Consider the following 13,703-nt stretch of genomic DNA (forward strand, 5'->3'; position numbering starts at 1 on the left):
GTCAGCCGGCAATCGCAGCGTTGAGTTGCGCTTGCAGGGCTGCGGCATCCAGCTCCTGACCAATCAGCACCAAGTGTGTGGCACGCTCTTCATCGGCACGCCAGGCGCGGTCGAAGTGCTTGTCGAAACGCGTCCCGACACCTTGAATCAGCAGGCGCATCGGCTTGCCGGGAATGGCCGCGAAGCCCTTCACACGAAGAATGCCGTGCTGCACCACCAACTGATTCAGTGCATCGAGCAGGACTTTCTCGTCAGCTTGCGGCAGTTTCAGGGATATCGAATCGAACGCGTCGTGATCGTGGTCATCATGATCGTCATCGTCGTGGTGATCATGGTGGGTCTTGCGCGCATCGATATGCAGTTCCGACTCGGCACCGACACCCAGCAACACGCTGATCGGCAGGCGACCACTGCTGGCTTCGATCACCTTGACCGCAGGCGGCAACTCTTCGGCAACTTCGGCACGCACCGTCGCCAGACCTTCGGCGTCGATCATGTCGGCCTTGTTGAGGATCACCAGATCAGCGCTGGCCAGTTGATCGGCAAACAGTTCGTGCAGGGGCGACTCGTGGTCCAGGTTGGGATCAAGTTTGCGCTGCGCATCGACCTGATCAGGGAAGGCAGCGAAAGTACCAGCCAGTACCGCCGGGCTGTCGACCACCGTAATCACCGCATCGACCGTGCAGGCGTTGCGGATTTCCGGCCATTGAAAAGCCTGGACCAGCGGCTTGGGCAGCGCCAGCCCCGAGGTTTCGATCAGGATATGGTCCAGATCACCACGGCGCGCGACCAGTTCGCGCATGACCGGGAAGAACTCTTCCTGCACGGTGCAGCACAGGCAGCCGTTGGCCAGTTCGTACACCCGGCCGTTGGCTTCTTCTTCGGTGCAGCCGATCGTGCACTGCTTGAGGATTTCTCCGTCGATGCCCAGCTCGCCGAACTCATTGACGATGACCGCAATGCGCCGCCCTTCGGCGTTGTCGAGCATGTGCCGCAACAGGGTGGTCTTGCCCGAGCCGAGGAAGCCGGTGACGATGGTGACGGGAAGCTTGGCCAGTGTTTTCATCAGGTGCCCTTTGGCAATGCGGCGGGCAAACAGGACGAGAACCGCATGCATGACACGCAGATCGGATCGCCACCGGATCACCCCGCCCGGTTGTAGTGAGAATTCTCCAGGGCCGCAGCATGTGTGGCCCGTTCGAGGCAGGTCTCCTGGCTCACGGCGGCGTGCGGCAGGCAGTGAGAAACGCCGACACGCATTCATCGCGCCTTCCCGCCGCAGCAGTGGCTGTGCAATGAACATGACCGTTTACAGTTGCGGGGGCAGCTGCGGCTTGTACCGCATTCCCGTCTTAGCTCCACTGGGTGATGTTTTACCCGGGGAGAACCTCGAGTCAGCAAGGCTACGCAGTGACTGCAGACAGGTCAATCGTTCAGATTGACGCTGCCCCGCCGCCCATGCTCTCCTGTGCGCCTTGTTTCGGGTGCCCCTCACGGGGTGAAACGGGAAACCGGTGCGCTCGCGTTGTCGAGCAAGTCCGGTGCTGCCCCCGCAACGGTAAGCGAGAGTAGGTCTGATCCACTGTGCCGCTGGCATGGGAAGGTGACCTTGCAGGCTTTGACGCACTGACGTCCTGGCCCCTCGCGAGCCCGGAGACCGGCCCGATATGCTTGCAATGACAAACCCGCGGTGGGCGGGCGCAGTTGAAACCTCCGGTATCTGCCGGCAGGTTCTTTTGCGCGTGGCCCACTTGCCGATTACCAACAAGAGGGAACGCCATGTCGACCATCAGCAGCCACGCCGCCGCGCCCAGCTCCACACGCACTCAACGCCTGACAGCCGCCATCAGCGCTGCGCTTCTCGGCGCCTGCCTGGTGTACTTCGCCGGTTTCTCGCACATCGCGGCCGTGCACAACGCGGCACACGACACCCGTCACAGCGCTGCCTTTCCTTGCCATTGAGGGCTACACAATGTTCAAGCGAATCGCCTACACCGCAGGTTTCACCGGCCTGCTCGCCGCCCTGCTGCTGACCCTGCTGCAAAGCCTGTGGGTGGTGCCGCTGATCCAGCAGGCCGAGACCTACGAAAACGCGCCTGCCGAGCAACTGCATCAGCACACGGACGGCGCGTTGGCCGAACACAGCCATGCCCATGAAGAAGCGGCCTGGGAGCCCGAAAACGGTTGGCAGCGTGTGCTGTCCACCACCGGCGGCAACCTGGTGGTCGCGGTGGGCTTTGCGCTGATGCTTGCCGGGCTTTACACCCTGCGGGCACCGGGTCGCACCGTGCAAGGCGCATGGTGGGGGCTGGCCGGTTTTGCCGTGTTCGTGCTGGCCCCGACCCTTGGCCTGCCACCCGAACTGCCAGGCACGGCCGCCGCCGAGTTGAGTCAGCGTCAGCTATGGTGGCTCGGCGCTGCTGCGTCGACTGCCGTCGGGCTGGCCTTGCTGGTGTTCGGCCAGAACTGGCTGCTCAAAGCACTGGGTGTGGCGATTCTGCTGGTCCCGCATGTGCTTGGCGCGCCACAGCCGCTGGTCCATGAAAGCCTGGCTCCCGAGGCTCTGGAATCGCAGTTCATGATGGCCTCGCTGCTGACCAACGCGCTGTTCTGGGTCGCTCTGGGATTGATCAGTGCCTGGCTGTTCCGCAAAAACGATGTGCACGCCGACCATGTCGACCTGCATCAGGCCTGATCCAGTTACCCTTCAACCCGGCGCACCTCTGGTCGCCGGGCTGGGCTGTCGGCGCGGCTGCTCGGCTGCGCTGTTGCGCGATCTGCTTGAGCAAAGCCTGCAGGCACTTGAGCTGGACATTGCCCGGGTGACCGCGCTGGCGTCCATCGACCTGAAACAAACCGAGCCCGGTCTGCTTGAGCTGGCCGGGCAACTGGCAGTGCCACTGGTATGCTTCAACGCCGCGCAACTGGTAGCGTGGGAACTGCACCTCACGCACCGCTCTGCGCAGGTCTTCCAGAGCACTGGCTGTCATGGCGTCGCCGAAGGCTCGGCCCTGGCACTGGCGGCGCAACTGGGAGACGGTACGGCCACGCTGCTGATAGAACGACAGAAAAGCGCGCAGGCCACATTTGCCTTGGCAATCAGCCCTGCGCACAGCGGATAATCTCCCCGCGCTCATTCACCCCGGAGAATTCATTGACTGTCTATTTCATCGGCGCAGGCCCTGGCGATCCGGAGCTGATCACCGTCAAGGGACAACGCCTGATTCGCAACTGCCCGGTCATTATCTACGCAGGCTCGCTGGTCCCCCTCGCTGTGCTGGAAGGTCATCAGGCCGTGCAGGTGACCAACAGCGCCGAGCTGCATCTGGAGCAGATCATCGAGCTGATCAAGCGCGCACACGCACAGGGCCAGGATGTCGCACGCGTGCACTCCGGAGACCCGAGCCTGTATGGCGCTATCGGCGAGCAGATCCGCCATCTGCGCGAACTGGGCATTCCGTTCGAAATCATTCCGGGAGTGACCGCGACCGCTGCCTGCGCTGCATTGCTGGGCGTCGAGCTGACCCTGCCGGACGTTTCGCAAAGCGTGATTCTGACCCGCTATGCCGACAAGACCTCAATGCCCAGCGGCGAGGAACTGGCCAGTCTGGCCAGCCATCGGGCAACGATGGCGATTCATCTGGGGGTGAACAACCTGCAGCGGATCGTCGAAGAGCTCGTGCCACATTACGGCGCCGACTGCCCGATTGCCGTGGTGCACCGCGCCAGCTGGCCGGATCAGGACTGGGCCGTTGGCACGCTGGCGGATATTCAGGAAAAGGTACAGGCCAAGGGCTTTCGCCGTACAGCGCTGATTCTGGTCGGACGTGTGCTTGCCGATGACACCTTTAGCGAGTCCTCGCTGTACCGCGCCGGGCATGCCCACCTGTTCAGGCCGGTGTAGTCAGTACCTCTACGCGGCACGACGATCGCATTGCGTAATGAAAAGCGTGCCAACGCTGAGCTGGCACGCTGATTGGTATTGCCCTCCTCAGGCAGCCGCCTCATACAGCTTCGGCGCGGCCACTTCGCCGCTTTCCAGGCTCTTGCGCAGAATATCGGCCTGCACGGCAGCTGCTTTCATGGCGCTTTCCTTGATGTAGCCATAGCCGCGAATGCGTTCCGGCAGGCGTGCCAGACTCAAGGCGGTGTGGCGATTCTGCGCCTGAAGGTGCTGCAGGATCAGTTCGACATCGCTGACATAGCGATCAATCAGCGCCCTCTCCTGCTGACGCTCAAGGCTGCGACCGAACGGATCGAGCGCCGTACCACGGAGAAATTTGAACGCCGCCAGCACATCGAAAGCGCGCAGCATCCACGGGCCAAAGCTGCGTTTGCGTGGCAGGCCCGTGTGCGGGTCGCGCTTGGCCAGCCACGACGGTGCCAGATGAAACTCCAGTCGATAGTCACCTTCGAACTGCGCCTGCAACTGGCGGGCAAACTCGCCGTTGCTGTACAGCCGCGCCACTTCGTATTCGTCCTTGTACGCCAGCAATTTGAAGTAATTGAACGCCACAGCCTCGGTCAGCGTCGGCTGCTGACCGGGGAACGCCCGCGATTCGCTGTCGCGTACGCGTTGCACCAACGCCAGATAGCGCTTGGCGTAAGCCGCGTTCTGATACTGCTTCAAGGCATCGACGTTGCTCTGGATACGCTGATCAAGGTCCATCGGTTGCGGCTCGCTGACCTTGTCTTGCGGATTGACGAAGGCCTCCACGGCGGCGGGATCATGCGCGGTACGACGGCCCCAGAGAAACGCCTGCTGATTCAGGTTGACCGCAACGCCGTTGAGTTCGATGGCCTTCTCGATGGCCGCCGAGGTCAATGGAATCAGGCCCAGCTGGAACGCATAGCCGAGCATGAACAGGTTGCTGGCGATGCTGTCGCCCATCAATCGGGTGGCCAGCGAGGTGGCTTCGACAAAGTGGGTCTTCGCCGCGCCGACCGCCTCGATGATGGTCTGCTTCATGGCCTCGGCCGGGAACACGGCATCCGGATTGCGCGTGAACTCGGCGGTCGGTGTTTGCTGGCTGTTGACCACCGCATGGGAAATCTTGCTGTCGAGCTTGGCGATCGCATCCGGGCCGGCAGCCACCAGCAAGTCACAGCCGAGCAGCAGGTGCGCTTCACCGGCGGCGATACGCACGGCGAACAGATCCTCCTGGCGCGCGGCAATGCGGATATGGCTGACCACCGGACCGAATTTCTGTGCCAGACCGGCCTGATCAAGCACGCTGCAGCCCTTGCCTTCCAGATTCGCGGCATAGCCCAGCATCGCGCCGACGGTGGTCACCCCTGTGCCGCCGACACCCGGCAGGAGAATATTGAACGGCCTGTCGAGCGACGGCAGTGCCGGTTCTGGCAGACGCGCGAACGCCTCGACCTGCTTGGGCAACACAGGTTTGCGCAGTTTGCCGCCATGCACCGTAACGAAGCTTGGGCAGAAACCCTCGACGCAACTGAAATCCTTATTGCAGGCGCTCTGATCGATTTCGCGCTTGCGCCCCTGTGCCGTTTCCTTGGGCAGCACAGACAGGCATCCGGATTTCACCCCACAATCGCCGCAGCCTTCGCACACCGCCGGGTTGATCAACGCGCGCTTTTCCAGGTCAGGCATGGTGCCGCGTTTGCGACGGCGGCGCTTTTCGGTGGCGCAGGTCTGGTCGTAGATGATGACCGACACGCCTTTGAACTCGCGTAACTCGCGCTGCACGCTGTCCAGGTCGCGCCGGTGATGAAAGGTGGTAATCGGCGCGAAGTCCTCACGACTCGGGTACTTGTCCGGCTCGTCGGAAACCAGCGCGATGCGCAGCACGCCTTCGTTGAACACCTGACGGCTCAGTTGATCGACGCGCAGCACGCCGTCGATCGGCTGGCCACCGGTCATGGCCACCGCATCGTTGTAGAGAATCTTGTAAGTAATGTTGACCTTGGAGGCCACTGCCGCACGCAGCGCCAGGTGCCCCGAGTGAAAATAGGTACCGTCGCCCAGGTTCTGGAAAACGTGCGGAGTTTCGGTGAACGGTGCCTGACCGATCCAGGTCACGCCCTCGCCGCCCATCTGGGTGAACGTATCGGTTTCGCGATCCATCCAGATGGTCATGTAATGGCAGCCGATCCCGGCCAGGGCGCGACTGCCCTCCGGAACCCGTGTCGAGGTGTTATGCGGGCAGCCGGAGCAGAAATGCGGGGTGCGCTGGGTAGTGAACAGCGGTGCCTGCAACGCTTGCTCCTTGTCGCTGAGAAACTGCAGGCGCGCGTCGATCTGCGGGCTGCTATAGAACGGCGCGAGGCGTTTGGCGATCACCCTGGCAATCATCGCCGGGGTCAGCTCACTGAGGTTCGGCAGCAGTGAACGGCCCTGCTCATCGAACTCGCCGACCACCACTGGCCGCCGTTCAACAGGCCAGTTGTAGAGCTGACCGGTCAGCTGGTCTTCAATGACACTGCGTTTTTCCTCGACCACCAGAATTTCGTCCAGCCCTTCGGCAAAATCGTGCACCGACACCGGTTCCAGCGGCCAGCTCATGCCGACCTTGAGCACGCGAATCCCGACCTTCTCGCACAGCTCCTGATCGATACCCAGCTCTTCGAGGGCCTGCCGCACGTCCAGATAGGACTTGCCGGTGGTGATGATCCCCAGCCGGGGTTGCGCAGAATCGATCACCACCTTGTTCAACTGGTTGGCGCGCGCGAAGGCCCTGGCGGCGTAGATCTTGTAGGTATTGAGTCGGGCCTCCTGAGCCAGCGGCGGGTCCGGCCAGCGGATGTGCAAACCGCCTTCGGGTATGTCGAAGTCTTCAGGGATACGGGTTTTGATCCGCAATGGATCGACCTCGACCACCGCGGAAGAGTCGACGTTCTCGGCAATGGTCTTCATCGCCACCCAGCAACCGCTGTAGCGCGACAGCTCCCAGCCAATGATGCCGTAGTCGAGAATCTCCTGGACATTACTGGGGTTGAGCACGGGGATCATCGAGGCGATGAACGCATGCTCGCTCTGGTGAGCGATGGTCGATGATTTGCAGCCGTGGTCGTCGCCCGCCAGGATCAGCACGCCGCCATTGGCCGCAACACCGGCCGAGTTGCCGTGCTTGAACACATCACCGCAACGATCTACGCCCGGCCCCTTGCCGTACCAGAGGGCGAACACGCCATCGTACTTGCCATGCGGGAACAGGTTGACCTGTTGACTGCCCCAGACCGCCGTGGCGGCCAGTTCTTCGTTGATGCCCGGCTGAAAATGGATGGCGTTTTGTTGCAGGTAGTCCTTGGCGTCCCAAAGGCTCTTGTCCAGATTACCCAGCGGCGAACCGCGGTAGCCAGAGATGAACCCGGCAGTGTTCAGGCCCTGCGCCTCATCGCGCTGCTTTTGCAGCATCGGCAGGCGGGTCAGGGCCTGTGTGCCGGTCAGGTACAGATTGCCGGTGGCAAGCCGGTATTTATCATCCAGACGAATATCAGCCAGGGACATGCGCATACCTCTCTTGTTCTTATAAGTCAGGTCATTTGCACCGGGACGGTCCTGCCCGGCAGCCTTGCAACTAGACTGCCAGCAGCAAAGAGGCTTTTTCTTTCTAAATGCGCGCAAATCTGCTGATATTCAGCATGCTTTTTTCGGCCAGAACAAAAAACAAGGTCAATTCATGCAGCCAAAATTGAGCCCTATCGATCGCAGGATTCTTCGTCTGCTGCAACATGACGCCAGCCTGTCGGCAGCGGAAATCGCCGAACGCGTCGAGCTGTCGCAATCGCCCTGCTGGAGACGCATTCACCGCCTTCAGGAAGACGGGGTGATCGAACGCACGGTCGCCCTGCTCAGCACCCAGAAGCTGGGACTGAGCATGACGGTGTTCGTCGAGGTCAAGCTGTCAGGCCATGGCCGTCGCTATCTGGCGGAGTTCGAGGAGGCGATCATCGGCCACCCCGAGGTGCTGGAGTGCTACACGATGGCCGGGGGGATGGATTTCATGCTCAAGGTGGTCGCTCAGGACATCGCCAGCTACGAGCGCTTTCTGCGCGATCATTTGCTGCAATTGCCCCACGTCCACGAAGCCCATTCAAACATCGCCATGAGCACGGTGAAGCGCACCACGGAGCTGCCGCTGGACTAGGCGATATCGGGGAGAAGCCAGAAAAGAAAATCCGCCGAGCGAGCGCTGGCGGATTATCGGTATCAATGAGGGCAATAAAAACATTTGACTTGCAAATGATAATGATTATTATTGCATCAGCGGGTCGCGAGACTCGCTGGATAACCGGGAAGTCTTAGGTCGGCTTCCTGATTATCTCCTCATCAGGCTAATCACGGTTTTTGACCCGGCTTTTTGCCGGGTCTTTTTTTGGTTCTTTCTTTATGGTTTCGCTGCTTCAGGCTAATGAAGTCTGGGTGTTGCGCGGTGTGTTGCAATGACGCGGATCATAGCAAAGGCCACTCGATCAAGGCCATGCTTTTAGGGCAAAAACGCCACGATGCGGCAGATAAAAAGTAATTGCTGCGACTTTTCACTTGAGAATGATTCTCGTATTCACTAGTCTATTCTTGTCACGGACGCTACCCGACATCACAAGGAAGACTCCCATGGACGATCAGCGAGCTATACATCATGAGTAATCAGCTCTCGTCTCTACTGCACCTCCCTGTCCGCGTGCCCGAGCCGCAACCCACGCTGCAGGCCATTGAACTCGGTCACCGACTGGGCAAGCTCTCGCGCCGGACCCGGCAGATATTCCTGCTCAGCCGACTCGACGGACTGGCCTATCCCGACATCGCGCGCTTCATGAACGTCGATATCGCCCGGGTAGAGCGTGCGATGCTTCGTGCGCTGGGCAAGGCCCACGTACCTGGCGCGGCAGACACCCCAAGCGCTGCCATTCAGGCTGCCATTCAGAATCAGGCCAGTCGCTGGTATGTGCACCTGCAGAGCCCAGCGGCAACCGCCAGCGAACGCATCGAATTTCGCCACTGGCTGGACGCCGACGCCGCGCACCTTTCGGCCTTCCAGAACAGCGAGCGACTGTGGCGTCAGTTGCAGGCGCCCGCCTCGCTGCTCGGCGCATCCGGCTGGCATCGGCGCAAGCGCAGTGTGTATCTGATCTGGTGCCTGCTGACCGCCTTCATCTGCAGCCTGATGGTCACCGCCGAGGCCATATCCTGAGGCGCAGATGACCGTTGCAGTGAAGTTTACGTCGCAGGGCGCGATGTTGATCGGTGTACAGTAGTGGCCTGAAAAGGCATCTACGCAAGCAGGCACCTATCTTGACTCTCACTATTGGTTCAGATTTCGACAGCGGCAACATTCAGGTTCTCGACGCAAGCGACCCGGCGCATATCAGGCTGGCGATTCGGCCCGACACGCAAAGCGCGCATTTCCAGTGGTTTCATTTCAAGGCAGAAGGCCTGAACGTCGGCCAGACCTATGGCTTCAGCCTGACCAATGCCAGCGAATCCACGTTCAACAGTGCCTGGACCGGCTACAACGCCGTGGCGTCCTACGACCATGAGAACTGGTTTCGGGTAGCGTCGGATTTCGACGGCAAGGCGCTGAATTTCAGCCTGGCCCCGGACCAGCCGCAAGTCTGGTTTGCGTACTTCGAACCCTACAGCCGCGAACGCCATGAGTGGCTGATCGAACAGGCGCAGGAAAAAGCCGGTGCGCAGTTGCTGGCTGTCGGCAAAAGCGTCGAGGGTCGGGATATTCAACTGCTGCGCAAAGGCAACGGTGCCGAAGGCAAACGCAGGATCTGGATGATTGCTCAGCAGCACCCTGGCGAACACATGGCCGAATGGTTCATGGAGGGCGTAATCGAACGCCTCCAGCAAAAGGATGACGCCGCGCTGCAGCAATTGCTGGCAGAAGCGGATCTTTACCTGGTACCGAACGTCAACCCGGACGGTGCCTTTCATGGCCACTTGCGCACCAACGCCAACGGCAAGGACCTTAATCGTGCCTGGCAGGACAGTACCGAAGCGCTGAGTCCGGAAGTGTCTTTCATCAGGCAGCAGATGGAAAAGTACGGCGTGGACATGTTCCTCGACGTGCACGGCGACGAGGAAATCCCCTACGTATTCACTGCCGCCTGCGAAGGTAATCCGGGGTATAGCGCACAGCAACGCCAGCTTGAAGAGCGATTTCGCAGCCGCCTGTGCGAGGTCAGCGACAACTTCCAGACGACTCATGGCTATCCACGCAGCGCGCCCGGTCAGGCCAACATGAACCTGGCCGCCAATGCTGTGGGCGAACGCTACAAGTGCCTGTCACTGACCCTGGAAATGCCGTTCAAGGATCACGACAACGCGCCAGACCCGGTCACCGGCTGGTCAGGCAAGCGCTCCGCGCAACTGGCCGGGGATATACTGACCGTGTTGTCCGAGATGGTAAAAGAGCTGCGTTAAGGGCTGTCCTGCCTTCAGGCAAACCGAAATGCCCACCTATGCGCGGGCATTTTTGTTTGCGCTGGCGGCACGGCGTACGATCAGACTGGCCAGCGCGATCAGCGCCAGCGTGATCACCACTGCCCCGTAGACATTGCTGGTCATCACCAGCCCCGCCGAGTGGGCAAAGAAGCCGGCGACCAGTGCCGGTATGCAGAAGGCCAGGTAGCTGAGCACCAGAAAAGCAGACATCAGCCCGCCCCGCTCGTGGGCATGCGCCAAGGGCATGAGCATGCGCAGCGCGCCCAGAAAGCTCGACCCGAAACCCACACCTGCGACCACTGCGCCGACGAAAAACAGCCACAGCAAACCCAGGTTGATCGAAAGCAGGATCACCGCGACACCCAGCGGCAGAAAGCTCGCACCTACCCACAAGCCGAGTACCGGCTCGCGCTGACGCAACGTCAGAATCGCCGCCGCGCCGCTGAGGGTCAGCGCCGCAACCGCCAGGCCGCCATTGAGCGGTGAGGTGGAGCCGGTCGCCGCTACCAGCAAGGACGGGCTCAACGACAGAAAGAAGCCACCCAGCGCCCACGCGGCGATGTCCACCGGCAGAACCAGCCACAGCATGCGCCGTGCCTGCTGCGGTACATGCAGCGAGGGCTTGAGGGATTGCCAGACACCGGGCTGAGGACTGACGGTTTCTTCGACGCGTCCCAGGTACAGGGCCTGACTCAGAAATGCGGCCAGCAGCAAGCAGTAACCGAGCATCAACGGCAACGGCGCGAACTGCGCCAGCAGTGCCGTCCCCAGAGCGCCAACGGCCATGCCGAGCATCGGCGAAATGCTGTTGATCAACGGCCCCTTGACCGAATCATTGTCCAGCAAGGCTGCGCCCAGTGCGCTGGCAGCCAGACCTGTTGCAAAACCCTGCAGCAGGCGCGCAGCCACCAGCCAGTTGACGTCACTGGCCAGAATGAACAGCAGCATCGAGACGCTTTGCAGCAGCAAGGCGCCGAAAATCACCGGGCGCCGCCCCAAATAGTCAGACAGCGACCCGCCCATCAACAAGGCAGCCAGCAGGCTGAATGCATAGACTGCAAAAATCAGGGTAAGCACGCCCGCCGAGAATCCCCATGCTTCCTGATAAAGGTGATAAAGCGGCGTGGGCGTGCTGGACGCGGCAAAAAAGCATAACGTGGTAAACGCCAGAAACCCGAGATGGTTTCGTGCCCGACCGTCAGACTTCACGTCTGGCGACGTCGAATCGTGTGAAGAAAGGGACATGGATACGCTCTCCGCCAATGCAACCTGTTAAAGCCATAAATTAGCTTTTGCGGAGTGTGCGACGTGATAGCGCTTAAAGCAAATACTTTGTGTTAAGGTCCGCCGTATGGCTATTAAAGAAGCAGTTCGCACCGGAGGCCGCAGTGCCCGTGTGCAGGAATCCATCCACCGCGCCGTCCGCGATTTGTTGCAGGAGCACGATCGGTCGGCACTCAGCGTGCCGATGATCGCGACCCGCGCAGGCGTTACGCCGTCGACCATTTATCGCCGCTGGGGTGATCTGACCACGTTGCTGGCGGACGCTGCCCTGGAGCGTCTGCGCCCTGACGTACCGATCGATCAGGGCAGTCTGCATCAGGACCTGCTGACCTGGAGTGAAATGTATCTGGACGAAATGTCCTCGGCACCTGGCCGGGCATTGATGCGCGATGTCGCCGCCAGTACCTCCGGCTGTGTCGGCAAGTGTGCGGCAATGGTTCGCGAGCAGCTGCAGGTCATGATCGATCGCGCCATCGCTCGCGGCGAGGTTTCCCCCAGTGCCGACGACATTATTGATGCCGTCATCGCGCCGATGATTTACCGGATTCTGTATGCCGAATCGGCGCCGACGCCCGAACGCGTGCGTCAATGGGTCGACCGCTGCCTGAGCTGAGCCGCTTTGCAGGGAGTCAGCGGGCGCAACTCCCGTTATCATGCGCGCCTCGTCCGACATCAATGACCGAACCTATTCATGCACACCCTCGCAGATCTACGCGCCGGCAAGCTGGCAGGCACCCAACGGCTTGACCTCTCCTGTGACCTGAGCGAATTCCCGGTTGAAATCTTTGGCCTGGCCGACACGCTGGAAGTCTTGAATCTCAGTGGCAACAGGCTGACCTCACTGCCTGACGACCTGTGTCGCCTGACCCGCCTGCGCGTGCTGTTCGCGTCAGATAACGCCTTTACGCACCTGCCGGAAAGCATTGGCCAATGCCAACAGTTGCAGATTGTCGGCCTCAAGGCCAATCGCATAGAACAGGTCAGCGCCGCAGCACTGCCGCCGCGCCTGCGCTGGCTGATCCTCACCGACAACCGCATCGAGTCGCTGCCCGACGAACTGGGCCGCCGCCCGGACCTGCAAAAGCTGATGCTCGCCGGCAACCGCTTGCGCACCCTGCCCGCGACCCTCGCGCAGTGTCACAAGCTGGAGCTGATCCGCATTGCGGCCAATCGTCTGACCGAGCTGCCGGACTGGCTGCTGAGCCTGCCTGCCCTGGCATGGCTCGCCTTCGCCGACAACCCGCTGTGCGCTGAACGCCCCACCGCGCCGATTCGTGAAATCCCCTGGCAACACCTCAGCCTCCATCAACGCTTGGGCGAAGGTGCGTCGGGGATCATTCAGCAGGCGGTCTGGCAAGACGCCGGCGATGAGCACATGGCAGCGGTCAAGCTGTACAAGGGCGCGGTCACCAGCGATGGCTCGCCGCTCAATGAAATGGCCGCCTGCATCGCCGCAGGCCGCCACGCACAGCTGATCGAGGTGCTTGGACAGATCAGCGGGCATCCCGAGCATCAGCGCGGCCTGGTCATGGCGCTGATAGCCCCCGACTTCGGCAATCTTGCCGGCCCGCCGAGCCTGGAATCCTGTAGCCGCGATGTCTACGCCAGTGACACGCGCTTTTCCCTGCCCGTGCTGCTGCGCCTCGCTGAAGGCATTGCATCGGTTACCGCGCACCTGCACGCCCGCGGTATCACGCATGGCGACCTGTATGGCCACAACATTCTTGTGCAGGAGGATGGCAATTGCCTGCTGAGCGACTTCGGTGCGGCGTCCTTTCACCCGTCAGCCGGGCTGGGAGAGGCGCTGGAGCGCATCGAAACGCGGGCATTCGGTATCTTGCTGGGGGAATTGCTCGAACGTTGCGAGGCAGATCCGCAGGATCAGGACGTCATGGCGGGTCTAACGGCGCTGCAGGCAAGCTGCGTGCAGCCTGATTGCCAGCAACGACCGTCGCTGGCAGAGATTCTTCTACAGATAAAAACATGGAGCGCGTAAAGCGCT

The 13,703-nt window shown here is 61.2% G+C and carries 12 protein-coding genes and 2 riboswitches; of the genes, 9 read left to right on the forward strand and 3 right to left on the reverse strand.

All coding sequences use genetic code 11. The features are described from left to right. Position 1: 1 nt before the first annotated feature. Complete coding sequence (cobW, locus tag LCH65_RS18600) at positions 2-1,066, reverse strand: cobalamin biosynthesis protein CobW (RefSeq protein ID WP_011268157.1); 1,065 nt, start codon at positions 1,064-1,066, stop codon at positions 2-4. A gap of 118 nt (positions 1,067-1,184) precedes the next feature. Continuing rightward, a riboswitch (cobalamin riboswitch) is annotated at positions 1,185-1,407 on the reverse strand. Positions 1,408-1,465: 58 nt separating this feature from the next. Beyond that, positions 1,466-1,681: riboswitch (cobalamin riboswitch) on the forward strand. 98 nt (positions 1,682-1,779) lie between these two features. On the opposite strand from cobW, the gene LCH65_RS18605 reads away from it, so the two are divergent. Genes LCH65_RS18605 through cobM form a run of 4 tightly spaced genes read left to right on the forward strand, consistent with a single transcriptional unit; the run spans position 1,780 to position 3,904 of the window. Beyond that, positions 1,780-1,962, forward strand: coding sequence for a CbtB domain-containing protein (locus tag LCH65_RS18605; protein WP_003342053.1), 183 nt, complete (start codon positions 1,780-1,782; stop codon positions 1,960-1,962). A 10-nt stretch (positions 1,963-1,972) separates the two neighbouring features. Beyond that, positions 1,973-2,695: a CbtA family protein gene (locus LCH65_RS18610; protein WP_046719297.1), complete on the forward strand. Its 723-nt coding sequence runs from the start codon at positions 1,973-1,975 to the stop codon at positions 2,693-2,695. After that, positions 2,673-3,122, forward strand: a complete 450-nt coding sequence (locus tag LCH65_RS18615; protein WP_044309339.1) for a cobalamin biosynthesis protein — start codon at positions 2,673-2,675, stop codon at positions 3,120-3,122. Before LCH65_RS18610 ends, LCH65_RS18615 begins: the two co-directional genes overlap by 23 nt. Before the next feature lie 32 nt (positions 3,123-3,154). Continuing rightward, positions 3,155-3,904 carry a precorrin-4 C(11)-methyltransferase gene (gene cobM / locus LCH65_RS18620; protein ID WP_003364531.1) on the forward strand — a complete coding sequence of 250 codons (750 nt, stop codon included), beginning with the start codon at positions 3,155-3,157 and terminating at the stop codon, positions 3,902-3,904. 87 nt (positions 3,905-3,991) lie between these two features. Here the strand turns inward: cobM and LCH65_RS18625 are convergent, their stop codons facing one another. Continuing rightward, the gene (locus LCH65_RS18625; RefSeq protein WP_054081107.1) at positions 3,992-7,474 is read right to left on the reverse strand and encodes an indolepyruvate ferredoxin oxidoreductase family protein; all 3,483 of its coding nucleotides are present in this window, start codon (positions 7,472-7,474) and stop codon (positions 3,992-3,994) included. Between the two features lie 172 nt (positions 7,475-7,646). Here LCH65_RS18625 and LCH65_RS18630 point away from each other — a divergent pair, with 172 nt between their 5' ends. From LCH65_RS18630 to LCH65_RS18640, 3 genes are all read left to right on the forward strand, one after another. Further along, positions 7,647-8,114 carry an Lrp/AsnC family transcriptional regulator gene (locus tag LCH65_RS18630; RefSeq protein ID WP_004413813.1) on the forward strand — a complete coding sequence of 156 codons (468 nt, stop codon included), beginning with the start codon at positions 7,647-7,649 and terminating at the stop codon, positions 8,112-8,114. 492 nt (positions 8,115-8,606) lie between these two features. Further along, positions 8,607-9,158 carry a sigma-70 region 4 domain-containing protein gene (locus tag LCH65_RS18635; RefSeq protein ID WP_003350221.1) on the forward strand — a complete coding sequence of 184 codons (552 nt, stop codon included), beginning with the start codon at positions 8,607-8,609 and terminating at the stop codon, positions 9,156-9,158. Positions 9,159-9,259: 101 nt separating this feature from the next. After that, the gene (locus tag LCH65_RS18640) at positions 9,260-10,396 is read left to right on the forward strand and encodes a M14-type cytosolic carboxypeptidase (protein WP_024662357.1); all 1,137 of its coding nucleotides are present in this window, start codon (positions 9,260-9,262) and stop codon (positions 10,394-10,396) included. Between the two features lie 36 nt (positions 10,397-10,432). Here LCH65_RS18640 and LCH65_RS18645 read toward each other — a convergent pair whose 3' ends face one another. Continuing rightward, positions 10,433-11,662, reverse strand: coding sequence for an MFS transporter (locus tag LCH65_RS18645; RefSeq protein ID WP_058417350.1), 1,230 nt, complete (start codon positions 11,660-11,662; stop codon positions 10,433-10,435). A gap of 106 nt (positions 11,663-11,768) precedes the next feature. On the opposite strand from LCH65_RS18645, the gene LCH65_RS18650 reads away from it, so the two are divergent. After that, positions 11,769-12,314: a TetR/AcrR family transcriptional regulator gene (locus LCH65_RS18650; RefSeq protein WP_046719294.1), complete on the forward strand. Its 546-nt coding sequence runs from the start codon at positions 11,769-11,771 to the stop codon at positions 12,312-12,314. Between the two features lie 78 nt (positions 12,315-12,392). Next, positions 12,393-13,697: a leucine-rich repeat-containing protein kinase family protein gene (locus LCH65_RS18655; RefSeq protein WP_046719293.1), complete on the forward strand. Its 1,305-nt coding sequence runs from the start codon at positions 12,393-12,395 to the stop codon at positions 13,695-13,697. Positions 13,698-13,703 lie beyond the last annotated feature (6 nt).

Source organism: Pseudomonas sp. MWU16-30316 (assembly GCF_020515645.1).
GTDB classification, from domain to species: Bacteria; Pseudomonadota; Gammaproteobacteria; order Pseudomonadales; family Pseudomonadaceae; genus Aquipseudomonas; species Aquipseudomonas cerasi.

What these genes read in the sequence shown, in the direction of transcription:
- LCH65_RS18625 (WP_054081107.1), bottom strand. Translation starts at nt 7,474, where the DNA reads ATGTCCCTGGCTGATATTCGTCTGGATGATAAATACCGGCTTGCCACC.
- LCH65_RS18605 (WP_003342053.1), top strand. Translation starts at nt 1,780, where the DNA reads ATGTCGACCATCAGCAGCCACGCCGCCGCGCCCAGCTCCACACGCACT.
- LCH65_RS18615 (WP_044309339.1), top strand. Translation starts at nt 2,673, where the DNA reads ATGTCGACCTGCATCAGGCCTGATCCAGTTACCCTTCAACCCGGCGCA.
- cobW (WP_011268157.1), bottom strand. Translation starts at nt 1,066, where the DNA reads ATGAAAACACTGGCCAAGCTTCCCGTCACCATCGTCACCGGCTTCCTC.
- LCH65_RS18635 (WP_003350221.1), top strand. Translation starts at nt 8,607, where the DNA reads ATGAGTAATCAGCTCTCGTCTCTACTGCACCTCCCTGTCCGCGTGCCC.
- LCH65_RS18655 (WP_046719293.1), top strand. Translation starts at nt 12,393, where the DNA reads ATGCACACCCTCGCAGATCTACGCGCCGGCAAGCTGGCAGGCACCCAA.
- LCH65_RS18645 (WP_058417350.1), bottom strand. Translation starts at nt 11,662, where the DNA reads ATGTCCCTTTCTTCACACGATTCGACGTCGCCAGACGTGAAGTCTGAC.
- LCH65_RS18650 (WP_046719294.1), top strand. Translation starts at nt 11,769, where the DNA reads ATGGCTATTAAAGAAGCAGTTCGCACCGGAGGCCGCAGTGCCCGTGTG.
- LCH65_RS18610 (WP_046719297.1), top strand. Translation starts at nt 1,973, where the DNA reads ATGTTCAAGCGAATCGCCTACACCGCAGGTTTCACCGGCCTGCTCGCC.
- LCH65_RS18630 (WP_004413813.1), top strand. Translation starts at nt 7,647, where the DNA reads ATGCAGCCAAAATTGAGCCCTATCGATCGCAGGATTCTTCGTCTGCTG.